22 protein-coding genes and 1 riboswitch are annotated in these 24,557 nt (G+C 71.6%); of the genes, 18 read left to right on the top strand and 4 right to left on the bottom strand.

Annotation, left to right across the window (positions count from 1 at the left end; genetic code table 11):
- The first annotated feature begins 69 nt into the window (after positions 1 to 69).
- A riboswitch (TPP riboswitch) is annotated at positions 70 to 167 on the top strand.
- The 13 genes from thiM to HGBR_RS03740 all read left to right on the top strand — a co-directional run bounded on the left by thiM (position 155) and on the right by HGBR_RS03740 (position 11,736).
- A complete protein-coding gene (thiM, locus tag HGBR_RS03800; RefSeq protein ID WP_019158000.1) occupies positions 155 to 994 on the top strand; it encodes a hydroxyethylthiazole kinase in 840 nt (279 codons plus the stop codon). It overlaps the preceding riboswitch by 13 nt.
- Positions 991 to 1,788, top strand: coding sequence for a thiamine phosphate synthase (locus tag HGBR_RS03795; protein ID WP_019157999.1), 798 nt, complete (start codon positions 991 to 993; stop codon positions 1,786 to 1,788). Before thiM ends, HGBR_RS03795 begins: the two co-directional genes overlap by 4 nt.
- A gap of 147 nt (positions 1,789 to 1,935) precedes the next feature.
- Positions 1,936 to 2,826: a bifunctional hydroxymethylpyrimidine kinase/phosphomethylpyrimidine kinase gene (gene thiD / locus HGBR_RS03790; protein WP_019157998.1), complete on the top strand. Its 891-nt coding sequence runs from the start codon at positions 1,936 to 1,938 to the stop codon at positions 2,824 to 2,826.
- Positions 2,827 to 2,948: 122 nt separating this feature from the next.
- Positions 2,949 to 3,230 carry a mycoredoxin gene (locus HGBR_RS03785; protein ID WP_019157997.1) on the top strand — a complete coding sequence of 94 codons (282 nt, stop codon included), beginning with the start codon at positions 2,949 to 2,951 and terminating at the stop codon, positions 3,228 to 3,230.
- A gap of 95 nt (positions 3,231 to 3,325) precedes the next feature.
- Positions 3,326 to 4,462 (top strand): GuaB3 family IMP dehydrogenase-related protein, encoded by a 1,137-nt coding sequence (locus HGBR_RS03780; protein WP_019157996.1) that lies wholly within the window; start codon positions 3,326 to 3,328, stop codon positions 4,460 to 4,462.
- Complete coding sequence (locus tag HGBR_RS03775) at positions 4,463 to 5,320, top strand: SURF1 family protein (protein ID WP_019157995.1); 858 nt, start codon at positions 4,463 to 4,465, stop codon at positions 5,318 to 5,320. It begins immediately after the preceding gene.
- Entirely contained in the window at positions 5,317 to 5,760 is a 444-nt protein-coding gene (locus HGBR_RS03770) for a DUF3817 domain-containing protein (protein ID WP_019157994.1), read from the top strand. Before HGBR_RS03775 ends, HGBR_RS03770 begins: the two co-directional genes overlap by 4 nt.
- The gene (locus HGBR_RS03765) at positions 5,757 to 7,289 is read left to right on the top strand and encodes a SulP family inorganic anion transporter (RefSeq protein ID WP_019157993.1); all 1,533 of its coding nucleotides are present in this window, start codon (positions 5,757 to 5,759) and stop codon (positions 7,287 to 7,289) included. The genes HGBR_RS03770 and HGBR_RS03765 overlap by 4 nt, the downstream gene beginning before the upstream one ends.
- 48 nt (positions 7,290 to 7,337) lie before the next feature.
- The gene (locus HGBR_RS03760) at positions 7,338 to 7,736 is read left to right on the top strand and encodes a GntR family transcriptional regulator (protein ID WP_019157992.1); all 399 of its coding nucleotides are present in this window, start codon (positions 7,338 to 7,340) and stop codon (positions 7,734 to 7,736) included.
- 82 nt (positions 7,737 to 7,818) lie between these two features.
- Positions 7,819 to 9,420, top strand: a complete 1,602-nt coding sequence (guaA, locus tag HGBR_RS03755) for a glutamine-hydrolyzing GMP synthase (protein WP_019157991.1) — start codon at positions 7,819 to 7,821, stop codon at positions 9,418 to 9,420.
- Between the two features lie 257 nt (positions 9,421 to 9,677).
- Positions 9,678 to 10,346, top strand: a complete 669-nt coding sequence (locus HGBR_RS03750; RefSeq protein WP_019157990.1) for a biotin transporter BioY — start codon at positions 9,678 to 9,680, stop codon at positions 10,344 to 10,346.
- On the top strand, positions 10,343 to 11,128 hold the full coding sequence (locus HGBR_RS03745; protein WP_019157989.1) for an energy-coupling factor ABC transporter ATP-binding protein: 786 nt from the start codon (positions 10,343 to 10,345) through the stop codon (positions 11,126 to 11,128). Before HGBR_RS03750 ends, HGBR_RS03745 begins: the two co-directional genes overlap by 4 nt.
- Complete coding sequence (locus HGBR_RS03740) at positions 11,125 to 11,736, top strand: energy-coupling factor transporter transmembrane component T family protein (protein WP_019157988.1); 612 nt, start codon at positions 11,125 to 11,127, stop codon at positions 11,734 to 11,736. Before HGBR_RS03745 ends, HGBR_RS03740 begins: the two co-directional genes overlap by 4 nt.
- 61 nt (positions 11,737 to 11,797) lie before the next feature.
- Here HGBR_RS03740 and HGBR_RS03735 read toward each other — a convergent pair whose 3' ends face one another.
- A complete protein-coding gene (locus HGBR_RS03735) occupies positions 11,798 to 13,066 on the bottom strand; it encodes an alpha-hydroxy acid oxidase (protein ID WP_019157987.1) in 1,269 nt (422 codons plus the stop codon).
- A 114-nt stretch (positions 13,067 to 13,180) separates the two neighbouring features.
- Between HGBR_RS03735 and HGBR_RS03730 the strand changes: the two genes are divergently transcribed.
- Positions 13,181 to 13,546 (top strand): MmcQ/YjbR family DNA-binding protein, encoded by a 366-nt coding sequence (locus HGBR_RS03730; RefSeq protein WP_019157986.1) that lies wholly within the window; start codon positions 13,181 to 13,183, stop codon positions 13,544 to 13,546.
- Positions 13,547 to 13,638: 92 nt separating this feature from the next.
- Here the strand turns inward: HGBR_RS03730 and HGBR_RS03725 are convergent, their stop codons facing one another.
- Positions 13,639 to 14,826: a glycosyltransferase family 4 protein gene (locus tag HGBR_RS03725; protein ID WP_026077309.1), complete on the bottom strand. Its 1,188-nt coding sequence runs from the start codon at positions 14,824 to 14,826 to the stop codon at positions 13,639 to 13,641.
- Positions 14,827 to 15,036: 210 nt separating this feature from the next.
- Between HGBR_RS03725 and HGBR_RS20685 the strand changes: the two genes are divergently transcribed.
- The 3 genes from HGBR_RS20685 (at position 15,037) to HGBR_RS03710 (ending at position 19,087) form a co-directional block, all read left to right on the top strand.
- Positions 15,037 to 15,696 (top strand): hypothetical protein, encoded by a 660-nt coding sequence (locus HGBR_RS20685; protein WP_019157984.1) that lies wholly within the window; start codon positions 15,037 to 15,039, stop codon positions 15,694 to 15,696.
- Positions 15,693 to 16,625: a tRNA pseudouridine(38-40) synthase TruA gene (gene truA / locus HGBR_RS20680; RefSeq protein ID WP_019157983.1), complete on the top strand. Its 933-nt coding sequence runs from the start codon at positions 15,693 to 15,695 to the stop codon at positions 16,623 to 16,625. Before HGBR_RS20685 ends, truA begins: the two co-directional genes overlap by 4 nt.
- Positions 16,626 to 16,738: 113 nt before the next feature.
- The gene (locus tag HGBR_RS03710) at positions 16,739 to 19,087 is read left to right on the top strand and encodes a bifunctional metallophosphatase/5'-nucleotidase (protein WP_019157982.1); all 2,349 of its coding nucleotides are present in this window, start codon (positions 16,739 to 16,741) and stop codon (positions 19,085 to 19,087) included.
- A gap of 121 nt (positions 19,088 to 19,208) precedes the next feature.
- Here the strand turns inward: HGBR_RS03710 and HGBR_RS16290 are convergent, their stop codons facing one another.
- Both HGBR_RS16290 and HGBR_RS16285 read right to left on the bottom strand, forming a co-directional pair.
- Positions 19,209 to 21,359 carry a hypothetical protein gene (locus HGBR_RS16290; RefSeq protein ID WP_019157981.1) on the bottom strand — a complete coding sequence of 717 codons (2,151 nt, stop codon included), beginning with the start codon at positions 21,357 to 21,359 and terminating at the stop codon, positions 19,209 to 19,211.
- Positions 21,356 to 23,830 carry a hypothetical protein gene (locus tag HGBR_RS16285; protein ID WP_019157980.1) on the bottom strand — a complete coding sequence of 825 codons (2,475 nt, stop codon included), beginning with the start codon at positions 23,828 to 23,830 and terminating at the stop codon, positions 21,356 to 21,358. The genes HGBR_RS16290 and HGBR_RS16285 overlap by 4 nt, the downstream gene beginning before the upstream one ends.
- Before the next feature lie 264 nt (positions 23,831 to 24,094).
- Here HGBR_RS16285 and rplM point away from each other — a divergent pair, with 264 nt between their 5' ends.
- The gene (rplM, locus tag HGBR_RS03695) at positions 24,095 to 24,538 is read left to right on the top strand and encodes a 50S ribosomal protein L13 (protein ID WP_019157979.1); all 444 of its coding nucleotides are present in this window, start codon (positions 24,095 to 24,097) and stop codon (positions 24,536 to 24,538) included.
- Positions 24,539 to 24,557: the final 19 nt, after the last annotated feature.

Genomic DNA, 24,557 nt, shown 5'->3' with positions numbered 1-24,557 from the left:
TGCGGTCGCTGTCCGGTCCCGCAGTCGCCCCGGCGCGCTCCTGCGTCCGTGACCTCCGATACACTGCCGGGCAGTGACAGGGGGTGCTCCGCACGGCGGGGCTGAGATCACACCCATCGAACCTGATCTAGTCAGCACTAGCGAAGGGATCGTCATGACGACGCTCGACCTCTCCGCACCGCATCGCCGCCTGCGCGAGCGGGTGCCGCTCGTCCAGTGCATCACCAACACGGTGGTCCAGCAGTTCAGCGCGAACGTGCTCCTGGCCGCGGGCGCCTCGCCCGCGATGCTCGACCACGAGGCGGATGCCGCGCAGTTCGCCCGTCTAGCAGACGGGATCCTCGTGAACCTGGGCACCGCGACCAACCATCAGCTGCTCGCGGCGGAAGCGGCCACCACCGCCGCGTCAGGCGCGCGCACGCCGTGGGTGCTGGATCCCGTCTCCTACGGCGGCGTCGACTTCCGGTCGCAGCACATCGCCCGGCTGGCCCGGTCCGGCCCCGCTTGCATCCGCGGCAACGCATCGGAGATCGCCGCACTCGCGGGTCAGGGTGCGGGCGGTCGCGGCATCGAGTCGAGGGACGAGGTCGATGCGGTCCTGGACGCCGCCGGTGTCCTGGCCCGCCGGTCCGGCTCCGTCGTCGCCGTCTCCGGGCCCACCGATGCCATCGTCGCGGTCGATCCGGACGATGCGCAGAGCCTGCGGGTCGCGCGCGTGGGAGGCGGATCCCCGCTCATGCCGCTGGTCGTGGGCACCGGATGCTCGCTGGGAGCGCTGACCGCGGCCTATCTGGGGGCCTCGGCGGACGACCCGTTCGCGGCCGTCGTCGCCGCGCACGCCCACTTCGCGGCGGCGGGCGAGGACGCCGGCCGCGACAGCGCGGGGCCGGGCTCCTTCGCCGTCGCGTTCGTCGATGCCCTGCACGCCGTCACCGCGGACCGGATCGCGGCTGTGGACGTGACGGTGCCAGCCGGTGCGGGCGGTGACCGATGAACGCTCTGCCGGCACGTCTCGCGCCCTACGACTGGAGCCTCTACCTCGTGACGGACACCGCGATGTGCGCCGCCGCCGGCCGCACGGTGGCGGACACCGTCGCCCAGGCCGTGGCCGGGGGAGCGGGCATCGTCCAGATCCGTGACAAGGACGCCTCGGACGCGGAGGTCGCGCGGATGACGCGGGAGACCGTCGCCGCGCTCCGGCAGGCGGGACGGTCGATCACGCCCGCCGGTCCGGGGACCGGGGAGGCCCGCGTCGACGGACCCGCCGGGGACCACGCCGTCAGCCCGGACCCCGACCAGCGGCCGGTCGCCGTCTTCATCGACGATCGGCTGGAGGTTGTCCGCGCACTGCGTGCGGAGGGTCTCGACATCCACCTCCACGTGGGCCAGACGGACACCCCGGTCCCACAGGTGCGCGAGGTGCTGGGTCCGGACCCGCTCGTGGGACTCTCCGCGCAGACGCCGGACGAGTTCTCCGCGGCCGCGGTGCTGCGCGACGGGACGACGGGTGCGGCGCTCGTCGACCTCGTGGGTGTGGGGCCCGTCCACGACACCCTCACGAAGGCGGGCGCCCCCGCGGGCATCGGACCCCAACGGCTCGCCTCGCTGGCGGAGATCGCGGCGCAGATGGGCCTGGCCTCCGTTGCGATCGGGGGCATCACCGCAGAGCGCGCACCCGCCCTGCGGGACGCGCCGGTGCTGGGCGTCTGCGTCGTGTCCGCGATCTGCGCCAGCCCCGACCCCCGCGCGGCAGCCGCCGCGATCCGCGCCTCCTACCGGGGCGACTGACACCGCACCGGCGGACCCGCGCGATCCGACCGTCCCACACACTCCAGCGACGACCGCGCTCAGACCGACCCCGCGCCAGAGACGACCGCGCTCCCACCGCAGACGACCGGGGCGGCCCCGCCGCCCCTCGAAAGGCAGTTCGTCCCCATGCCCCTTCACACCGCACATCGCCCACCGGTCGCCCTCTCGATCGCGGGCACCGACCCGTCCGGCGGCGCCGGCATCCATGCTGACCTCAAGACCTTCACGGCCCGCGGTACCTACGGCACGACCGTCATCACCGGACTCGTCGCGCAGAACACGCACGGCGTCAGCCGCGTCCTCCCTATCGACACGGATTTCGTGGCGGGCCAGTTCGACTCGGTGCTCGACGACATCCCGGTCGACGCGACGAAGACGGGGATGCTGGGCACCCGCGCCCTCGTACGGATGACCGTCGACCGCGCCGCCGGCGGCCTGCTGGGCTTCCTCACCGTCGACCCCGTCATGGTCGCGACCTCCGGCCACCGCCTGCTGGAGGCGGACGCGGTCAGCGCGGTCCGCGACCTGCTGGCACCGGTCGCGGATGTCCTCACCCCCAATCTGCCGGAGGGTGCCCTGCTCCTGGGCGACGACGTGCCCCCGGCCGCTGATCTCGCCCAGCAGCGTGACCAGGCCCGCGAACTGGTCCACCGCGGCAGCCGAGCAGTCCTCCTCAAAGGCGGCCACGGCCTCGGCGACGTCGTCGTCGATGTCCTGGCCGTGCGCGCGGGCGACGACATCGAGGTGCGCGAGTTCGCGCACCCGCGCATCGACACACCGCACACGCACGGGACCGGCTGCACGCTGTCCGCGGCGATCACCGCGGAGGCTGCGAAGGCCGTCCGCGCCGGCCGCGACCCGCGGCACGGGGACACCCTCGCCGAGGCCGTCGTCACCTCCCTCGACTACCTCGCCCGGGCCATCGCCTCGGGTGCCGGCTGGGAGCTGTCGCGCGATCCGGCCGGAGCCCACGGGCCCGTCGACCATCTGGTCGACCTGACGGGAGACGCACGCTGACGCGCGCATGACTCCCCGTCGCAGCACTGCGCGATGCGGGAACAGGACCGCCCACCCGACTGTTGGGGGAGGTGAGGGTCGCACCGCGGCCCGTTCGAAGCGTCTACCGATGAGGAGTTCCGATGGCCGTCGACCAGTTCCTGCCGAGCGCCGGCGAGGTGACCATGTTCACGACGTCGTGGTGCGGCTACTGCAAGCGCCTCAAGCCGCAGCTGGATCAGGCGGGGATCGCCTACGCGGAGGTCAACATCGAGGAGATCGAGAACGGCGCGGCCGTCGTCGAGGAGGCGAACGGCGGGAACCAGACGGTCCCCACCCTGCTCTTCGCGGACGGCACGACGCAGACGAACCCCTCGCGCGCGCAGGTCGCCCAGAAGCTCGAGGAGCTCGCGGCCGCGCAGTGACGGATCAGGGCGACGATCCCGCATCCCGGATCGCGGCGTCTCTCGCTGACCGACTCCTCGGAGTCCGCGTCCGGGCCGAACGGTAGGCTGGGGGCGTGAGCCAAGAGATTGAGATCGGCAGGGGGAAGCGGGGTCGTCGCGCCTACGGGCTGGACGACATCGCCGTGGTCCCCGCACGCCGCACACGGGACCCCCGGGACGTCGACCTGTCCTGGCAGATCGACGCCTACCGCTTCGACCTGCCGTTCATCGCCGCCCCCATGGATTCGGTCATGTCGCCGGACACGGCGATCGCCCTGGGCCGGCTGGGCGGGCTGGGAGTCCTCGATCTCGAGGGCCTGTGGACGCGCTACGACGATCCGCAGCCGCTGCTGGACGAGATCGCTGGCCTGGAGCAGGACGCGGCGACCGCCCGCATGCAGGAGATCTACGCGGAGCCCATCAAGCCGGAACTCATCACCGCGCGCATCGAGCAGATCCGCGACGCGGGCGTGACCGTCGCCGCCGCGCTGTCGCCGGCGCGCACACTCGAGCACTGGAGCACGGTCGTCGAGGCCGGCGTGGAGCTGTTCGTCATCCGCGGCACCACCGTGTCCGCAGAGCACGTCTCCAGCGCAGAGGAGACCCTCAACCTCAAGCAGTTCATCTACGAGCTGGACGTCCCTGTCATCGTGGGCGGCGCCGCGACCTACACGACCGCGCTGCACCTCATGCGCACCGGCGCCGCCGGCGTGCTCGTGGGCTTCGGCGGCGGCGCGTCCTCGACGACGCACCGCGCGCTGGGCATCCGCGTCCCCATGGCGACCGCGCTGGCGGACATCCATGCCGCACGCCGCGACTACATGGACGAGTCCGGCGGACGCTACGTCCACGTCATCGCGGACGGCGGTCTGGGCCGCTCCGGCGACATCGTCAAGGCCTTCGCGATGGGTGCGGACGCCGTCATGCTGGGCACCGCCCTGGCCCGCTCGGACGAGGCGCCCGGCCGCGGCTCCCACTGGGGTGCGGAGGCGCACCACCAGCAGATGCCGCGCGGCCACAAGGTCGAACTGGGCACTGTGGGCCCGCTCGAGCAGGTACTGCTGGGCCCCGGCCACACCGCCACCGGCGAACTCAACATCGCCGGTGCGCTGCGCCGCGCGATGGCGACCTCCGGATACCTGGACCTCAAGGAGTTCCAGCGCGTCGACGTGGTCGTCTCACCGGAATCGGACCAGCGGAAGCGCGCCTGAGTGCTCCGTCTCGCCCTCACCCCCCGCTGGCTGGGATTCCTGGCCCTCGTGCTGGTGCTCGCCTCGATCTTCGTGGGCTTGTCCATGTGGCAGGTCGACCGCGCGCAGCACAAGAACGATGCGATCGAAGCGCAGGACATCGACCAGGTGAAACCCCTCAACGATGTGCTGGACGCGCAGGTCACCATGCCCGGCATCCTCTCCGACCAGCGGGTCAGCCTCTCCGGCCGCTACCTGCCTGACATGCAGGTGCTCGTCACCGAACGCCTGCATGAGGGGGAGTCCGGCTACTGGGTCGTCACGATGTTCGAGGTCGACGGCGCAGAGGTGGGCGAGGAAGCGCGGCTGGCCGGTGCGGACACGGCCGGTGCGGAGCCCATCGCGATCCCGGTCGTGCGGGGCTGGGTGCTGGACACGGCCTCGGCGACGGCGGACCCGGCACCCACGGGAGACGTGCAGCTCACGGCCCGTCTGGGGCCCGTCGAGGGACCGCTGCCGGCGTCGGACCTGCCGGACGGCCAGGTGCGCAGCGTCTCCACCTCGCAGCTGGTCAACTTCTTCGAGGTCTACTCGTACTCCGGGATCCTCTTCCCGGAGGACGGGGAGATGACCGGGGCGGGCGCCCAGATGGCGCACGTCGACCTGCAGAAGCAGGAGGACGGCGGATTCGACTGGCAGTCGGCCGTCTACGCCGTCGAATGGATCTTCTTCGCCGGCTTCGCGTTCTACATCTGGTTCACCCTGCTGCGCGACTCTTACGCGCGCCAGCAGGAGCTGGAGTCGGACGCTCCCGTCGAATACGTCGTCGTCAAGCAGGCCGGGGAGACGGACCTGCACGCAGGAGGAGTGCGCTCATGACTCAGAACCCGGACGCCGCCCCGTCGTTCGACCCGGACGAGGTCTGGACCGTCAAGCAGTTCACGTCCGCCCGGAACGCCCTGCGGTTCTACCGCGTGATGGCACTCATCACGGGCACGATGCTCATGATCCTGACCGTGGAGATGCTCTACAAGTACCTCTACGTGCCGCTGGTGCTGGGCGGATCGCCCAGTGAGGCGCTCAACTTCGGCGGCTTCGACCTGGCCGCGGCGATCGCGATCAGCCACGGCTGGTGCTACGTCGTCTACCTCATCGCCTGCTTCTGGCTCAACCAGGCGATGCGGTGGAAGCTGGGTCGCCTGCTCATCCTCGCGCTGGCCGGCGTCGTGCCCGTCATGTCGTTCATCCTCGAGCGCCGGATCCACCGCCAGGTGGAGGCCGAGCTCGAGGCGGCCGTCGTCGTCGCACCCAAGGAGTGAGCCGCTCGCTCGCAGAGGACCGGGCGGACCCGTACGAGCGGCAGAGCGTCCGGCGGACGCTCACCCGCTTCGGCTGGCTGCGGACGGAGGTCCTCGCCGGGCTGGTCGTCGCCCTCGCCCTCATCCCGGAGGCCATCGCCTTCTCGATCATCGCGGGCGTCGACCCCCGCGTGGGGCTGTTCGCCTCCTTCACGATGGCCGTCACGACGGCAGTCCTGGGCGGCCGACCCGCGATGATCTCCGCGGCGACCGGCGCGGTGGCCCTCGTCATCGCGCCCCTGTCCGCCTCGCACGGCGTCGACCACCTCATCGCCGCCGTCATCCTCGCCGGCGTCTTCCAAGTGGTCCTCGCCGTCGTGGGGGCGGCCCGCCTCATGCGCTTCATCCCCCGCCAGGTGATGGTGGGATTCGTCAACGCGCTGGCGATCCTCGTGTTCCTGGCCCAGCTGCCGGAACTCATCGGGGTGCCGTGGCTCGTCTACGTCGTGTGCGCGGCGGGACTGCTCATCGTCTTCGTGCTGCCCCGCTTCACGACCGCGGTGCCCGCCCCGCTCGTCGCGATCCTGGTCCTCACCCCGCTCGTCGTCCTCCTGGGCTGGGACATCCCCACGGTGGGGGATCGGGGCGAGCTGCCGGAGTCCGTCCCGTTCCTCTTCGTCCCAGACGTGCCGCTCACGTGGGAGACATTCACGACGATCGCGCCCTTCTCGCTGGCGATGGCGGTCGTGGGACTGCTGGAGTCGCTGCTGACGGCGAAGCTGGTCGACGACATCACGGACACCCGGTCGAACAAGACGCGGGAGTCGTGGGCACAGGGTGCCGCGAACATCACCTCCGGCTTCCTGGGCGGGATGGGCGGCTGCGCCGTCGTGGGCCAGACCATGATGAACGTGCGGGCCTCCGGGGCCCGGACGCGGATCTCCACCTTCTGCGCGGGCGTCCTGCTGCTGGTCCTCGTCGTCCTCCTGGGCGACGTCGTCGCGGTCGTGCCCATGGCGGTGCTGGTCGCGATCATGGTGTTCGTGTCGTGGGCGACGTTCGACTGGCACTCGATCCGCCCGTCGACGCTCACCCGCATGCCCCTGTCGGAGACGATCGTCATGCTCGTGACCGTCGTCGCGACCGTGTGGACGCACAACCTGGCGATCGGGGTCGGGCTGGGCGTGCTCGTCGCGATGGTCGCGTTCGCCCGCCGCGTCGCGCACTTCGTGACCGTCACCCGCGAGGTGATCGAGGAGGCCGGCGACGGCGAGGCGGCGCCTGCCGGGCCATGTGCGCGCTACACCGTCGTGGGCGAACTGTTCTTCGCCTCCTCGAACGACCTCTTCACGCAGTTCCGCTACGCGGAGGACCCCGCCCGCGTCATCATCGACATGCACCGCTCGCACGTGTGGGACGCCTCGACGGTCGCGGCGCTGGACTCGGTCACGGAGAAGTACGCCGCGCGCGGCACCGTCGTCGAGGTCCGCGGCCTCAACGAGGCCAGCCGCAGGATGCGCGAACGGCTCTCCGGCACGCTGGGCGGCTGACCCGCTACGCTGGCCGGACATCCCCGCCGTCGGTACTGGAGGGCCCGCATGACCACGATCGAGCTCGACCCCGCAGACGACGCACCGCCGTACGAGCAGGTGAAGCGGGGCATCATCGCCCGCATCGCCGCCGGTTCCCTGCTGCCGGACGACCGGCTGCCGGCGATCCGCGCACTGGCGGATGAGCTGGGACTCGCCGCCAACACGGTCGCGCGCGCCTACAAGGAGCTCGAGGCAGCGGGACTCGTGGTGACCAGGGGCAGGGCCGGCACCCGCATCGCAGAGGGGATCGATCCCGCGGACCTGCCCACGGCCTCGGGCCTCGCTTCCGCCGTCGTCGCGTTCGCGACGGACACGGTGGCGCGCGCTGCGCGTGCGGGGCTGCCCCTCGACCAGCTGGCCGCAGCCGTCCGCGATGAGGTCGCCCGCGTGACCGACGCGGGCTGAACCCCCGGCCGGCGGATCCGGTCCCGGTCGCCCGTCGCGGTCCGCCGCAACGGATCGTCGCGCCGGACCGTAAGATGGCGCCATGAGTGAGTCCCCCTCCGCACGCGGTGTCCCGCACCCGCAGTCCCATCCCGTCCTCGTCGTCGACTTCGGCGCGCAGTACGCCCAGCTGATCGCGCGTCGCGTGCGCGAGGCGGGTGTCTACTCCGAAGTCGTGCCTCACACCGCCAGTGCCCAGGAGATCGCGGCCCGCGAGCCCCGCGCGATCGTCCTGTCCGGCGGACCGTCGTCCGTGAATGAGGCCGGCGCCCCCGCGCTGCCGGAGGGCCTCCTGGACCTGGGCGCGCCCGTGTTCGGCATCTGCTACGGCTTCCAGACGATCGCCCACGCCCTGGGCGGCACCGTCGCGAAGACCGGCCGGCGCGAGTACGGGTCGACCGCCGCGACGGTCGCACAGCCCGGCCTGCTGCTGGACGGCGTCACCGGCGAGCAGACCGTGTGGATGTCGCACGGCGACTCCGTGACCGAGGCCCCGGCCGGCTTCACCGTGCTGGCCGCCACCGCGTCCACCCCCATCGCCGCGTTCGAGGACGCCGACCGCCGCATCGCCGGCGTGCAGTGGCACCCGGAGGTGCTCCACTCCGTCAACGGCCAGCGGGTGCTGGAGAACTTCCTCTTCCGCGTCGCCGGTCTCACGGCTGACTGGACGAACCAGTCGATCATCGACGACCAGGTCGCCCGCATCCGCGCGCAGGTGGGGGACAAGAAGGTCATCTGCGGCCTGTCCGGCGGTGTCGACTCCGCCGTCGCGGCGGCGCTGGTCCACCGCGCGGTGGGCGACCAGCTCACGTGCGTGTTCGTCGACCACGGCCTGCTGCGCGAGGGTGAGCGCGAACAGGTCGAGCAGGACTTCGTGAAGGCGATCGGCGTGCGACTCGTGACGGTCGACGCGGTCGACACGTTCCTCACGGAGCTGGACGGCGTGACGGACCCGGAGACGAAGCGGAAGATCATCGGCCGCGAGTTCATCCGCAGCTTCGAGCAGACCGCCGCCCAGCTGGTCGCGGAATCCCGCGAGGGCGCCGGCGAGGAGATCGAGTTCCTGGTCCAGGGCACCCTCTACCCGGACGTCGTCGAATCCGGCGGCGGCTCCGGCACCGCGAACATCAAGAGCCACCACAACGTGGGTGGCCTGCCGGACGACCTGCAGTTCCAGCTGGTCGAGCCGCTGCGCGAGCTCTTCAAGGACGAGGTCCGGGCGATCGGCCGCCAGCTGGGCCTGCCCGAGGTCATCGTCGCCCGCCAGCCCTTCCCCGGCCCCGGCCTGGGCATCCGCATCGTGGGCGCGGTGTCCGCGGAGCGACTGGCGATCCTGCGCCGCGCAGACGCGATCGCCCGCGAGGAGCTCACGAAGGCCGGCCTGGATGACGAGATCTGGCAGTGCCCCGTCGTCCTCCTGGCGGATGTCCGCTCCGTGGGCGTCCAGGGTGACGGCCGCACGTACGGCCACCCGATCGTGCTGCGTCCCGTCAGCAGCGAGGACGCGATGACGGCGGACTGGACCCGTGTCCCCTTCGACGTGCTCGCGACGATCTCCAACCGCATCACGAACGAGGTCGACGAGGTCAACCGCGTGGTCCTCGACGTCACCTCGAAGCCGCCGGGCACCATCGAGTGGGAGTGAGGCGGCTGGGCGGATGACGCCTGCCGCATCCGTGTGGGGGGGGAGTCGCATCGGCTCCCCCTCGCGCGTCTCCGCACCTGGTCCGGCCGGTCCAGTCTGGATGGTCCGCCGAGTACGTTCGGCCCGCACCGCTGCACCGCGTCCGACCCCCGGGCTCGCGCCCTGAACACTGTTCACGTACTCTGGCACACATGTCCTGAACGCCGTTCAGTGCCCGGTGCGGTCCCACGCGATCGCCATCTTCGAAGGAGACCACCTTGTCCCACCCCGCTCACGCTGACGGCGCGGCCTCGGCGTCGCTGACCGCGCACGCCCCATCGCAGGCGGCCGCAACCACATCCGCATCGCCCGCCGCCCGCAGCCGCTGGGGCGCCCGCGACCTGGCGCTCGTCGCCGTCTTCACTGCGCTCGTCGCGGTGCTCGCCGCGATGCCCGCGATCCCCGTGGGCGGCGCAGGCGTGCCGATCACCCTGCAGACGCTGGGCGTCGGGCTGTGCGGGATGGTCCTGGGACCGGCGCGCGGCTTCCTGTCCCTGGCCCTCTACCTGGCTCTGGGCCTCATCGGCCTGCCGATCTTCTCGAACTTCAGCGGCGGCCTGGGCGTCCTCGCCGGCCCCAGCGTGGGCTACCTCATCGCGTTCCCGCTCTACGCGCTCCTGGTGGGCGTCGTCGCCGGATGGCTCGTCCGCCGGTTCCGCGGCTGGAAGCTCTGGGCGCTGCTCCTGGTGGGCGGGGTCATCACCAGCTTCATCACCGTCCACCCGCTGGGCATCGCCGGCATGGCGGTGAACCTGGGCCTGACCACCCCGCAGGCGATCGTCGCGGACATGCCGTTCTGGCCCGGCGACATCCTCAAGAACGCGGGTGCCGCGGCCCTGGCCGTCGTCGTGCACCGCGCGTTCCCCGGAGTCCTCGTCCGCCGATGACACACCCGCACGACGAGCAGCACGCCCGCGGCGTGGTCTTCGAGGCGGCCTCCGTCCATGTCGACGACCCGGCCGCGGGGGAGCGTCCGGGGACCACCGCCCGCCGCGCGATCCTCACGGATGTCACGTGCACGCTCACGGAGCCGACCCTCAGCGTCGTGGGCGCCAACGGGTCCGGGAAGTCGACGCTGCTGCAGCTCATCAACGGCCTCGTCCCCGTGGATGCCGGCCGCGTCCTGGTCGACGGTCTCGACGTCGCGGCGCATGGCCGGGAGGTCCGCCGCCGCGTGGGCTTCGTCTTCACGGACCCGGGCGCACAGCTCGTCATGCCCACCCCGCTCGAGGACGTCGAACTCTCGCTCAAGCGCACGGTGCGCAACAGGCAGGAGCGCCGCGAGCGCGCGCTGGCTGTCCTCGACGAGCTGGGAGTCGCGGATCTGGCAGAGCGCAGCGTCTACGAGCTGTCCGGCGGCCAGCGCCAGCTCGTCGCGCTCGCGGCGGTGCTCGCCGTCGACCCGGCCGTCCTCGTGCTGGACGAGCCCACGACCCTGCTGGACCTGGCCAACCGCGAGCGCCTGCGCGAAGTTCTCGCGGACCTCGTGGCCCGCCGCGGCGTCCGCACGATCGTCTCGACCCACGACCTCGAGGTCGCGACGGACGCCCAGCGCACCCTCCTCATCCACGACGGTCGCCTGCACGCGGACGGTGCACCCGCCGAGGTCGTCGCCGCCTACCGCTCCCTCGTCGCCCACGATGCGGGGCGGGGGAGCGGGCGCGCGTGAAGGTCCGTCAGCGCTTCCTGGGCCGGCGGGTGCCGGGGGACTCGTGGCTGCACCGGACACCCGCGTGGGCCAAGCTCGCCGGGGTGGCGGCCCTGAGCGTGCTCGTCCTCCTCACGCGCGACCCGGTCGTGAACGCGGGGCTCATCGCGGTCATCGTCGTGCTGGCTCTCACCGCGCGCCTGCCCCTGCGGGAACTGCTCGCCCCGATCCTGCGCATCTGGCTCATCGTGGCAGGAGTCCTCGTCGTCCACCTGTGGCTGACGGACTGGCTGACGGGAGCGCGGATCGCGTCGACGATCGTCGCGTGCGTGCTGGCGGCCGCGCTCCTCATGCTCACGACGACGATCGGTGAGCTCATCGCGGTCTTCGAGGTCCTCGCCCGACCCCTCGCCCTCGTGGGCCTCCCGGCGGAGTCGGTGGGACTGGCGGCCGGACTCGTCGTGCGCAGCCTGCCGGTCATCGCGGACCTGGCGCGTGTGAGCGGAGATGCGGCCCGCGCCCGCGGCCTCGAAGCATCGCCTGCGGCCCGCACCGTCCCACTGGTCCTGGGCGCGGTCAAGTACGCCCAGGACACGGGACGGGCCCTGGAAGCCCGCGGCCTGGGATAGCGGCCGCGGCCCTCCAGGGCCCGGTGGGTGTCAGCGGTGCGTCAGCGCCGCATGCGGGACCTCAGCCCCGGTGCGTGCGCGCCGCCGTGAACTCCGGCGCCGGCAGCCGCTCGAGGCGGCTCAGCTGCGTCACGTGCTTGGGCTCAAGCTCGGCCACGTTGCTGACCTGCAGGAGCTTCATGGTCCGCTCGATCTGGTCCGTGAGGATCTCGATCATCCGGTCGACACCCTCGCGGCCGCCGGCCATGAGGCCGTAGAGGTATGCGCGGCCCACGAGTGTGAAGTCCGCACCCAGCGCCAGCGATGCGACGATGTCCGCACCGTTCCGGATGCCGGTGTCCAGGATGATCTCCATGTCCTGGCCCACCTCCTGCGCGACCTGCGGCAGCAGGTGGAAGGGGACGGGTGCGCGGTCCAGCTGGCGACCGCCGTGGTTCGACAGGACGACGCCGTCGACACCCAGGTCCGCCATCTTCTTCGCGTCCTCGAGCGTCTGCACGCCCTTGACGACGAACTTGCCGGGCCACAGCGCGCGGATCTCTGCGAGGTCGTCGAAGTCGATCGACGGGTCCATCGCGGCGTTGAGCAGCTCGCCCACGGTGCCGCCGGTCTCCGACAGCGACGCGAACTCCAGGGGAGGAGTCGTGAGGAAGTCGATCCACCACCAGGGACGGGGCAGCGCGTTGAGCACCACGGAGGGGCTCAGCTGCGGCGGGATCGAGAAGCCGTTGCGGGTGTCCCGCAGACGGGCACCGGCGACCGGGGTGTCGACCGTGAACATGAGGGTGTCGAAGCCCGCCTGGGCCGCGCGCTCGACGAGGCCGTAGGAGATCTCCTTCTGGCGCATGACGTAGAGCTGGAACCAGTTGCGGCCGTGCGGGTTCGCGGCCTTGACGTCCTCGATCGAGGTGGTGCCCAGCGTCGACAGGGTGAAGGGGATGCCCGCGGCTCCGGCCGCACCCGCACCGGCGGTCTCGCCCTCCGTCTGCATGAGGCGGGTGAAGCCGGTGGGGGCGATGCCGAAGGGGTAGGCGCTGCTGCCGCCCAGGATCTGCGTCGTCGTGTCGACGTGGGACACATCGGTGAGGATCGACGGGTGGAACTCGATGTCCTCGAAGGCCTGGACGGAGCGGGCCATCGAGATCTCGCCCTCGGCCGCGCCGTCCGTGTAGTCGAAGGCGGCCGCCGGCGTGCGTCGCTTGGCGATCTTCCGCAGGTCCTCGATCGTCAGCGCGGAGGAGAGCCTGCGCCGCTTGCCGTTCGGATCGAACTTCCGGAACTTCATGAGCTCCAGGATCTCTGCGGGATGGGGCACCTGCCGCTTGACCATCGTGGTCTCCTTCAACGTCTCGAGGCTCGTGTGAGCTGACCCCACCCATGATAGGGAGTCGACGCCCGCGGTGAGGACGGCACCGTGCCAGGTGTGGCTTGAGACACTGGAGGCATGGAACCAGCACGGAACCGACCGGAGGGAGTCATCACCGTCGACGACGTCCGCCGCCTGGCCACCGCCCTGCCGGAGGTCACTGAGCGGACGTCGTACGGCACGCCCGCGTTCTGCGTCGCAGGAAAGATCTTCGCCCGCATTCACGAGGAACCCCACGTGCTGGTGTGCTGGCGCGACAGCCTTGAGGATCGCGACGTCCTTCTGGCCGCCGACCCGGCGACGTTCTTCACCACCGACCACTACACCGGGCATGCCAGCGTTCTGGTTCGACTCGACCGCGTCGAGCTCGATGAACTCTCCGAGCTGCTCATCGAGGCGTGGGACGCCCGCGCCCCGAAGCGCGTGCGCGCAGCCCGAGAGTGAGCACTGCTCGATACCCCAGGCGTTGGAGGACGCGACCGTCGTCGTGTGCACGGCCGGTCCGTGACCGGCCGTCGACACTCAGACGTCCAGCCTCAGACGCGGTCCTGCGCCCACCGGGCCGCACCCGTGTACGACCTCCCGATCACCTGCGGTGCAGGCTGCGCGATCGCGGACGAGTAGTGCCCGATCAGCTGCGAGCACACGCTCTTCCACGACCGTCCCAGCACCGCCTGCCGTGCAGTGCGGCCGAACGCGCGGCGCTTCGCCGCATCACCGGCCAGGTCCGCGACGTGGGCGCGCAGACCCGCGAGGTCGCCGGGGCTGTAGAGCCAGCCGGTCCGCGAGGAGTCGACGAGGTCCAGCGGGCCGCCGCGGGCCGGTGCGACGACGGGGATCTCCGAGGCCATGGCCTCCTGGATCGTCTGGCAGAACGTCTCGAACTCGCCCGGGGACGCCATGATGTCGAAGCTCGCGACCGCCTGCGCCAGCGCATCGCCGCCCAGGAAACCGGTGAAGTGCGCCTGCGGCAGCACGCGGCGCAGGCGCTCCTTCTGCGGTCCCTCGCCCACGATGACCAGACGGACGCCGGGGATGTCCGCAACCACCCGCAGGTCCTCGACCTGCTTCTCCACGGCGAGCCGACCCACGAAGCCCACGACGACCTCGGGCCCGTGGCCGTCATCGCTGACGCCCACCTTGGCGCGGAACGCGGCCGACCGGTGGGTGGGATCGAACCGGGTCGAATCGACGCCCCGCGCCCACAGCTTCACGTCCTTGACCCCTACGCCGGTCAGCTGGTCGATCGTGTAGGAGGAGGGGGCCAGGGTGAGGGAGGCGCGCTGGTGGATGTTGCGGACGTGGTTCCACAGCAGGTGCTCCAGCCCGCGCATGCCGTAGCGGGCGGCGTAGGCGGGGACCTCCGTCTGGTAGACCGCGACGGACGGCAGGCCCAGGTCCTGCGCGGCCAGCACGCCGCGCCAGCCCAGCACGAACGGGGAGGCCACGTGCACGACGTCCGGCTCGAAATCGCGCAGCAGGCGACGGATCGGGGCGACGCCGCCGGGGGCCACGCGCACCTTCCGGTAGCGGGGCATCGCGAAGCTGGGGACCCGGAGGATGCGGGTGCCCGCCACCTCGCGGGGGCGGTCGCGGCGCGAGCCGGGCGCGATGACGATCGCCTCGTCCCCGCGCTCCGCCAGGTGGTCCAGCACCCGCAGCAGGCTGTGGGTGACACCGTTCATCTGCGGGAGGAATGACTCCGCGATCACTGCGACTCTCACATCATCCATCCCACCCCTCGAAGGTGACGCTTAGGCGACCCTGCGGGTGACAGGCGGGGGAACTCGCGACGAACCGAAGGTGGTACTGCACGCGATTCGCATCAACAGAGGGAACGCGCGCTGAACCGCTCATGAACGTGTGTATCCTGCCCGTGAGGACCGTCGGGGAGCGGTCCGGATGCGGAACCGACGCGGAAGGGTGCAGCCGGCATGGTGTGGGGCGTGCTCGTCGTCGTGGTCGCGATCGTCCTCCTCGTCTGCGCGGTGCCGTTCGTCGTCATCCGCTTCAACCAGCTCTCACTGGGCCGTTCGCTGTGCGAGGAGGCCCGCCGGCAGTTCGACGCCGCCCGGTCCACCCGGAGGGGTGTCATGTCCGTCTTCCTCAGCGAGGTCGCCCGCACGCTGGGGGCCTCGCATCCGGCCGTCACCGCGCTCGAGGCCGCCGTCGCCTCCGGTGCCGCCGCCGGTGGTCGCGTGGAGGCCGGTGCCGCCGAGCGCGCGGTCACGGACGCCACCCGCGCCGTCGCCGTCGCACTGCACGAGGCGGGTTCCGGGGCGTCGGACGGGCCGACGGTGACGGACGGGTCGGACGGCCTCGCCGGTCGCGGCGGATCGTGGGCCTCGGACCTCTACGCCCAGCTCGAGGGTCACGAAACCCACATCAGCGCGGCGGTCCGCCACCACAATGCGAGCGTCCGCTCCTACATGCGCCGTCGCCGAGGCCCCCTGTCCCTGCCGCTGCGGGGCACCTACCGGCCCCTGCCGCTCATCGACTACGAACCCTCGACCGTCGTCCCCGCCCCGGTCGACGGCACACCCTTCCCGGACGCCGAGGAGTATCGGCCCGGTCGCGTCGCGGAGGACCTGTGACGGACACCGCCGGCTCCGCTCCGCCGTCCACCGTCCGTTTCCGCATCGACCTGGGTTACGACGGGACGGACTTCCACGGCTGGGCCGTCCAGCCGGAGCTGCGGACCGTGCAGGGGGTCCTCGAGGAGGGTCTCGCGCTCATCTGCGCAACGCCGGTGCGCACGGTCGTCGCCGGTCGGACGGATGCGGGTGTGCACGCACGCCGGCAGGTCGTCCACTGCGATCTGCCGGTGGACCTGCTGCCGCGTCTGGCCGGGCGCGGTGCGCGCACGCGCGAGCCGGCTGACGGTCTGGTCAGCCGCCTGCGCGGGGTGCTGGGACACCGCGGCGCTCCGGACATCGTCATCCATGCTGCACAGCAGGTGCCGCGGGCCTTCGACGCACGGTTCGCCGCCGTGTGGCGCCGCTACTCCTACCGGCTCGCGGATGCGGACGCGCTGCGCGATCCGCTGACGGTGCGGCAGACCCCGTCCCTGCGCGGCACGCTCGACGTCGGCGCGATGCAACGGTCCGCACAGGAGGTCGTGGGACTCCACGACTTCCTGCCGTTCTGCAAACCCCGCCCGGAGTCCACGACGATCCGCACGCTGCTGGATCTGCAAGTGGAGCGCGAAGGCGACGGCGTCATCCGGTTCGACCTGCGCGCGGACGCCTTCTGTCACCACATGGTCCGTGCGCTGGTGGGGGGACTGGTCCGCGTGGGGTCGGGCGCCTGGTCCGTGACGGAACCGGCGGTGCTGCTGGCCCGGGCCGGACAGGGCGCGATCCGCGAGGAGCTGCCGCCGCTGCACCTCATGCCCGCTCACGGCCTCGTGCTCGAAGAGGTGGGCTACCCGGAGGGGGAGCGCGCCTGGGCGCAGCAGGCGGCGACCGCGCGGAACCGCCGCCGCGTCGAGGAACTGGGCGGCTCCGCCCGTCCCACGATCTGAGAAGTCCAGCTCCGCAGCGAATTCATGCTGCGTTCATGCCGTAGCGTCTTTGTCGTCTAGTCGATTCTCAAGAATCTCAGATGCAACGCACACTTTCTGCAGTGAGGACAACCATGAAGAAGACCGTTCTGCGCGGCGCACTGGCCGGCGTGGCGGCCACCGGGATGGTGCTGCCGCTGGCCGCGCTGCCCGCCTTCGGCGAGGCACCGGCGGGCACGCAGGTGCAGCTGCTCAACATCACCGACTTCCACGGGCGCATCTCCGAGACCGCCCACCAGGTCGCCTCGGTCGTCGAGGAGGAGCGTGCCGGTTTCGACGGCGAGACCGCGTTCCTCTCCACCGGCGACGTCATCGGCGCCTCCACCTACGTGTCGTCCTCCCAGCAGGACACGCCCACCCTCGACGTCCTCAACGCGATGGGACTCGACGTCGCGGCGACCGGCAACCACGAGTTCGACCGGGGCTACGAGGACCTGCGCGATCGTGTCGGCAGTGAGGCGGACTTCCCCCACGTGGCGGCGAACGTCTACAAGAAGGGCACGACGGAGGTCGCGGACGGCGTCGAGCCGTACTCGATCGTCGAGCAGGGCGACGTGCGCATCGCGGTCATCGGCGCCGTCACCCAGGACACCGCCTCGCTCGTGAGCCCGGACGGCATCGCGGACGTCGAGTTCGGCGATCCCGTCTCCGCGATCAACGACGCGGCTGAGGCGATCGAGGCGCTGCCGGAGGCGGAGAAGCCGGACATGACCGTGCTCTCCGCACACCTGGGCCCGGCCACGACCTCTGACCTGGACTCCGCGCTCCAGTCCAACCAGGAGTTCAACTCCGTCGTGACCGGTTCGCACGCATCCATCGATGCGATGTTCTTCGGCCACTCGCACCTGCAGGCCAACTTCGAGGCTCCTGTCCCCGGCGAGGACGGCCGCACCCGCCCGGTCATCCAGTCCGGCAACTACGGCGACACGGTCGGCCAGGTGACGTTCACCAGCGAGGGCGAGGGCGACTGGACGGTCGACTCGCAGGAGCTCATCAGCACCGACGACAAGTCCTTCGACTCGCCGGTCGTGGCGGAGGTCGACGGGATCGTCGCGGACGCGGAGGCCGTCGCCAACGAGATCGGCTCCGAGGTCGTCGGCACCATCGACGAGGACATCACCCGTGCGTTCAATGAGGAGGGCGCGGAGGACCGAGGTGCCGAGTCGACGCTGGGCAACCTCGTCGCGGACGCTCTCCAGGAGGGCGTGGGCATGTCGCAGCTGGAGGAGGCCGACTTCGGCATCACCAACCCCGGCGGCCTGCGCACCGACCTCAAGGTCGACGACATCTTCGCGGACGAGGCGCCCGGCGAGGTGACGGTCGCGGAGCTCAATGCGGTCCTGCCCTTCGCGAACGACCACGGTGTCGTCACGATGACCGGCGCGGACGTCATCGGCCTGTTCGAGGAGCAGTGGCAGCCGGAGGGCGCCTCCCGCGCGTTCCTGCACCTGGGCATCTCCGATGAGCTGGACGTCGTCTACGACTCGGAGGCGGCCCGCGGTGAGCGCGTCGTGTCCGTGACGGTCGACGGCGAAGAGATCGATCCTGCCGCGGAGTACCGCGTCGCGACCCTCAGCTTCCTGGCCGCCGGCGGCGACAACTTCGCGTCCTTCGCCAACGGCGAGTTCGAGCAGTCCGGCATCACGGACTTCGAGATCTGGGAGGCGTACTTCGCGTCCCGCGATTCGGTCGCCCCGGACAAGAAGGAGCGCCAGGCGGATCTGGCCCTCGACGTCCTGCGTACCGGCGACCTGACCGCTCAGCTGGGCTACGAGGGAGGTGACTCGGTCGAGGTCGGCCAGGGCTCGTCCGCGGACCTCACGTTCACCGCGGAGGCGACGCGTCAGATCGACGGTCCCATCGAGTTCGGCCTGGAGCTGCCCGAGGGCTTCACCGCTGAGGTCGGCGACGTGGAGGACGCCTTCGCGGCGACCGCGGCGACGACCGAGACGGCGGTCCTCGAGTCCATCGCGGAGGGTTCCACCGAGGCGCCCTTCACGATCACCGCGGGTGACGATGTGGAGCCGGGCGAGTACACCGTGACGGCGACTCTCGTGGCCGGTTCCGACGCCCAGTGGTGGGACGACAACCCGATGCCGCTCGAGAACTCGCTCGAGCTGGACGTCACCGTGACCGCCGGTCAGGACGATGACGGCAACGGCGACGATGACGGCAACGGCGGCGACGACGGTCGTGACGATGACGGCAGCGGCGATGACGACGGTGGCAACGGGGGCGATGATGACGGCCGCGGTGGCGACGACGACGGTCGTGACGACGACAACGCGGACGATGGCGACAACGGCGGCGACCTGCCGCGCACGGGTGCGGAGATGGGCGGCATCCTGGGCCTCGCAGCGGCACTCGTCGCAGCGGGCGGAGCGGCGCTGGCCGCGACGCGCCGCCGTGGCAAGGGCCTCTGAGGTCCCGGCGACGCGCTCGGGGAACAGAGTGTGAGCACTGACGCCTGAGCGGAAGAGGGGCTCGGACGGATCACGGATCCGTCCGAGCCCCTCGCGTTGTCACCGGGCGGTGTCCGCCCCCTCAGTCCGCGGGCCGGGTGCGCGCTCGTTCGCCTACGAGGTGTGCGAGCGCGGGCACCAGGAAGAGGATGCCCACGGCGGGGACGACGATGCCGGAGTCGTTGATGATCGTCCCCACCGCCAGGAGCACGGTCAGGGAGATGATCGAAGTCCGCAGCAGCGGCATCTCCGCGTACCAGTCCGCCAGCAGGGGGATGCGGAAGCGGGCGGGCGAGATCGCCGCCCAGAGGACCAGAGCGACCGCGATCGGCAGCAGCAGCGTCATCCAGCTCTGGGTGAGGATGTCGATGTTCATCCCGATCTTCCGCAGCAGGACCGCGCCGGCCTCGCCGCTGAGGATCGAGTCGAAGAAGTTGCCGAAGTGGGTGCGCTGGTCCGCCGGGCGCAGCCAGTCGAGGAAGAGCACCAGGAGCATGAGAGCGGCCGCGCCTCCGCCGAACAGGAGCAGTCGCTGCCACGACAGCCGCACGCCGCTGGCGGCCAGCGCGAACACCGCGGTGCCCAGGACGAGCGTCGGCACGGATCCGAACTTCGTCCCCAGCCCGGGCGTGGCCAGCAGGACGCACGAGGCCGCGACGGCCACGACCGTCAGGGTCGTGATCGCCCACGGACGGCGCATCCATGAGCTGATGACGCCCAGCCCCACGAGCAGCGCCGTGCAGTAGAGGGCCAGTGCGGAGTTGCCGATGCCGTAGAACCGCGAAGCGATGAGCAGCGGCTCGCCCAGCAGCGTCGACATCTGCAGCGACGACCCCGTCGCCACGTCGACCGCCAGGACCGCGACGGTCGTGACGGCGATGAACCCCAGAGCTCCGGCCGGCCGTCTGCGCCACGGCCCGCGCAGCGCCAGTGCGGTGAGCAGCAGCGCCCAGCCGGCGACGCCGCCCAGCATCGCGACGTCCGCGGACGGCGACCGCTCCCACGGCAGCACATTCACGAGGAAGGTCGAGACGGGGACGGCGGCGGCGAACAGTCCGCCGGTCGTCATGGCGGTCGCGATCCGACGGATCCCGCGCCGGCGCGCGACGATCGTGCAGACCACCAGCAGTCCGATGAGGAGGATGCCCCAGACCGCGTAGAACCACGCGGAGACCGACTCCTGGGTCAGCACCGCGGTCTGCCGGTCGAGCATCAGCCGCACCTTGCCCGCGGCATCGGTGGGTCCGGTCTCGAAGCGCAGGGTCGACCCGGCGAAGCCACCGGCCCCGGTGACACCCGCCGTCGTCAGCAGTGTGGGAGCGAGGTCCGTGACCTGCAGCAGGCCCGGTTGCCGGGTCGAGGAGGACGTGAGCAGCTGCGCGGATCCCGAACCGCCCGCGGCGGCACCCTGGCCCGTCGTCCCGCTCACCGGCCCGCGGACGGCGGCGAACTGCATCCGGGAGTCGTCCGTGCGCGCATCCGCGATCGACGCGGCGACGAGGGTGGGAGCCTCCTCTTCGGGCATCTCGTCGAGGGCGGCCAGGACCTCGCCCACGGCCTCGTCGATGTCCGCGACGGACCGGCCGGGCGCGTAGACGCTGCCCAGGTCGACCAGCACGATGTCCGCGGCGCTCGAGACCGCCGCGACCTGGTCGCCCAACTCCCCGCGGGATTCGAGGGGCAGCCAATCGTCGGCGCGTCCCTCGGGCCTCGCCGCACCGATCGCGGCGCCGGGTCCGATCCCGGTGACCCGGACGCCGGCCTGGTCCGCGGCATCGCGCAGCGCTCCGACCGCAGGAGTGTAGTTGTCCTCGCCGGCCTGACCCAGGTACACGTCCCAGTCCGGCACCCAGCCGCCCACGGGCTCGTGGAGGACCCGGCAGGTGGGTCGCGGCTCGTCCGCCGCGCGTCGGCCGGAGCTGAGCGCCAACCACCCGTCCGCCGCACAGCTGGTGGACCGGACCGATCGAGGAGTCAGCGACCCGACCGCACCGGAGTCGACCAGTCGCCACAGGTGGGGCGTGCGGTCCGGATCGATGTCCTCGAAGGTGAGGCCCGCGAAGCCCAGGAAGACGACCGGCTGCGCCTCCGCCTCGTCCTGGACCGGCGCGGGGGAGGAGGGGCTGGGCTGCGCGGTGCCGGCAGCGGCGGGTCCGGTGATCCCGGCGACGGACGACACGAGCACGAGGACGGCCAGGAGCGCTGTGCACAGCCAGGTGAGGGAGCGGGTCATGAGCGGGCGACCTCGCGGGATTCCGGGGCGGCCTCGCGCTCGTCCGGGGTCTCATCCGTGCACAGGACCAGCAGCAGCGGCACCAGCATCATCGCGCCGCTGGCCGGCACCGCGATGCCCGAGTCCGTGATGACGAGTCCCACGCCCAGCGCGATGACGGCGGAGAGGAAGCCCGCGTGCACGGTGGGGTGCGCCAGCGCCCGGGGCAGGGTGCCGGCCCACGGGCGGACCAGTCGGGCGGTCGCGGCGTACCGCCGCAGGTAGGCCAGGCTGAAGAGGATCGTGAAGGCGGACAGCGGGACGACGATCGCCAGGGCCGGATTGATGACCATGATCCGCAGGTTCGCCTCGAGCTTGCGGGCGATCACGTCGATGAGCTGCCCGTCCAGTGCCTGCGCGAAGAAGTTGCCGAAGTGCGATCGCTGGGCCGGCGGCCGCAGGTAGTCCAGGCCGGACACGCCCACGATGACGGCCAGCGCGCACCCGCCGATGAGGACGAGGCGCACGAGGCTCACCCGGATCCGGAAGAGCGCCAGCAGGAGCACGGTGAAGCCCACGAGCGCCGCGACGGTCCCGCCGAACTTGGCGCCCCACGCCGGGTTGCCCAGCACGAACACGGACCCGAGGCCGAAGAGACCCACGAGGACGCGTGCACTCACCGATCGGCCGGCGTCCTGCAACTGGGCCGCGACGATGCCCAGCCCCAGCAGGGCGGCCACGAGGAACAGGGCGGCGCCCTGGTTGCCCAGGCCGTAGAAGCGGCCGGCGACGATCGGGTTGTACCCCATGAGCGCGTTGAACTGCAGCCGGGATCCGATGGCGACGTCGACGACCAGGACGATCGCGGTCACGAGGGACACGGCGGCCACGCGTCCGGGCCACGTCCGGCGCCACGGTCCCGCGACGCCCACGACCACGAGCATGGCGGTGCCCGCGACGACGGCGCCCGCCAGGCCCCACGCGGGGTCCGGCACCCGGCCCCACGGCAGCAGTCCGGCCAGGAAGCCGCCCATGGGGACGAGCCCGATCACGAAGGCGACCCACGCGCCGATCCGCCGCAGTCGGGTCGCCGCACGCGGTGCCCGCGACCGCAGCCTGCGGACGACGGGCACCAGCAGGACGATCGCGAGGACGATCGTGAGCACGTAGTGGAGGACGTCCAGGAAGACGCTGAAGGTCTGCGCGTGCGTGTGCACGGTGCCGGCCTTGCGGGAGTCCGCGACCAGCCGGTCCATGCGCGTCTGCGCGGCCTCCTCCGCATCCGCGGCGTCCTCCCGGTCCGCGGGATCGACCTCGAACGCGGCGGGCGAGGTGCCCTCCGTCTGCAGCCCCACCGCGCCCAGCGCGGCCGGCAGCACGTCCGTCAGCTGCACGAGGCCGGGCTGCCGGGTCGAGGAGCCCCGCAGGTCGCCGGGCTCGTAGGAGGGGCCCAGCGCGATGAGCGCGCGCAGGCGTGAGGGGTAGTCCGCATCGCCCACACCCGCGATGATGATGTCGCTGGAAGCGGGGACCTGCTCGAGGATGTGACCCACCCGGTCGTCCAGGGCCGCGATCTGGCCGGTCCGGGTGCGGCCCAGCGCTTCGTCGTTCCACGCGTGCCACGCGTTGGGCTCCCACGTCTGGTCCGCCGCGGTGCCCGCGTCGATGAGGGTGAGGTCGCACGTGCCGATCGTCGCGCTGTGCGCATCGTCGCCCGTGCCCGTCAGCGCGGTCGCCGGAGCCCAGTTCGCGATGCGGCCCTCCGCGTCCGCGGCCGCATAGGCCGCTCCGCGGCCGTAGGCGGCGGTGCACCACTCGTCGTCGGTGCCAGCCCCGTCCGCGGTTTCCTGTCCGTCCGCCCCACCCGCCTCGTCGGACGTCTCCGCCGGTCGTGTGAAGGCGCCGGGCACCGCGCTGTAGCCCGCGCCCTCGTTCACGAGGCCCACACGCTCGAAGTCCGGCAGCACGGCCGGTCCGGACTCCAGCGGGGTGCCCGCGGTGCCGGGCGCGTCCGCGGAGCCGGCCGCGGCCTCGGCGTCGTCCGCGGACGCCTCCGGGACCGGGTCGACCATGCGGGGGCACGAGGTGTCCGCCAGGAGGGGACTGAACCAGTCCGGGGTCAGGTCGACGCTGTGCATGCGGGCGCCGGCACCCAGGCTCAGCCAGCCGGCGGCCGCGCACGTGGCGGGTGTGAGGGTCCGCACGCTCATGTTCGCCGCCGCTCCCCGGGCGAACGCGTCCCACAGGTGGGGTGTGCGGTCGGGGGACAGGTCGGACAGTGTGAGTCCCGCGGCGCCGATGACGACGACGGCGTCCGCCGGCGAGTCCCGGGGGTCCACGGCCTGGGCGGCCTGCCGCTGTTCCGCCTGCTGAGAGGTCTGCTGCGCCGTCTGGCCGGCCGCGGCCGGCAACGGGGTCGCCCGGGCGACCGCACCGGGGACCAGGAGTCCCAGGGTGCAGGCGATCGCGGCGAGGAGGCGCAGGGCGAGCATCGTGCCAGCCTACCGGCGGAGTGTGGGGGAGCGCTGAACCGTGTTTGCGGCGAACGCGCGCCATGCGGTAGATTTGAACGTCGTTGCGTACGTCAGCACACGTTCCTCGCTCAGACCTCTAGTCGCGTTGCAGGTTTCAGGTGGGTTCCCGTGTCGGAAGCGTAGCGCGCACAGGACAGACCCGTCCGCGAACCTGGACTCACGACCCGGGGGCTGCGGGTGTGCACGGGTCCACCGATCACTGACGAATGTAAGAAGGCAGCATTGCGTACGTACACCCCGAAGCCCGGCGACGTCCAGCGCCAGTGGCACGTCATCGACGCCACTGATGTCGTTCTGGGCCGCCTCGCGTCGCAGACGGCTCGTCTGCTCCGCGGCAAGCACAAGACGACTTTCGCTCCCCACGTCGACACCGGTGACTTCGTCATCATCGTCAACGCGGACAAGGTCGCGCTGACCGGCGCCAAGCTGGAGCAGAAGCGCGCCTACCGTCACTCGAACTACCCGGGTGGCCTCAAGAGCGTCAACTACGCGGAACTCCTCGCCACGCGCCCCGAGCGTGCGGTGGAGAAGGCCATCGCGGGCATGATCCCCAAGAACCGCCTCGGTCGGGCGCAGATGCGCAAGCTCAAGGTCTACGCAGGCTCCGAGCACCCGCACTCCGCCCAGAACCCCCAGCCGTACGAGATCACCCAGGTCGCGCAGTAAGCGCGCGGGTCGAACAGCT

It is taken from the genome of Brevibacterium senegalense, from assembly GCF_000285835.1.
GTDB lineage: Bacteria > Actinomycetota > Actinomycetes > Actinomycetales > Brevibacteriaceae > Brevibacterium > Brevibacterium senegalense.
Note: the sequence above shows the minus strand (reverse complement) of the source record. Positions and strands in the feature narration are given on the sequence as shown.